Source organism: Vibrio sp. 1078-1, from assembly GCF_033340475.1.
Window position 1 is genome coordinate 1 of sequence record NZ_JAWOWM010000307.1, and the last position, 727, is coordinate 727.

The 727-nt window shown below is 44.3% G+C and carries 1 protein-coding gene; it reads right to left on the reverse strand.

What is annotated here, in order from left to right; all coding sequences use genetic code 11:
• Positions 1–318: 318 nt before the first annotated feature.
• Positions 319–727 (reverse strand): GNAT family N-acetyltransferase (locus tag R7190_RS27260; RefSeq protein ID WP_318137854.1); only part of this gene is annotated, 409 nt, incomplete at its 5' end.

Consider the following 727-nt stretch of genomic DNA (forward strand, 5'->3'; position numbering starts at 1 on the left):
TGGTGGTATTGGCCTTGGTTACCTTGTGAACAAACGCCACTCGTTTAACGTAATGACGTTTGTCATGGACAACAACACCTATCTGGATGAAGCAGACAAGCGTGTTGCGGTATCGTACCAATATCAATTTGAATAATGGAAACACAGCGCTAATGCGTTTGTGACGTCCAGTCCGTCAACACAAGCTAGCCTGTGATTCGAGCGTGTCACTGACATTATTTCAGCCCTTGCTCAGCGATGAATACTGAGGAAATTCTCAAGCAGCAATGCGAGAGATAGCACAGCATGAATTAACGCCAGTGATAACGTTCAATCGACTTACGCTTGTTCTTCAATACTCTTCTGGTATTGATGTTTCAAAACGTACATGCGCTTCACGTCACGATAGCTGCCATTAATGAAGTACTCTTCGATAAGATGGCCTTCCTCAATAAAGCCGCACTTTTTATACAGATGGATGGCAACTTCGTTCTCAACCGCAACCAATAGATAGATTTTGCGTAAGTTAAGGATGGAGAAAGAGTAATCCAATGCGCGATGAATCATTTCCATCGCATAACCACGGCCTTGATGGTCTGGTGCGATGATGATTTGAAATTCCGCACTGCGGTGGATGTAGTTGATTTCAATCAGCTCCACCAAACCAATCAAAATGCCGTCAGCGTCTTCAACGACAAAGCGTCGTTCTGCGTCATCGTGAATGTGTTTACGGTAAAGTTCTTCGAGC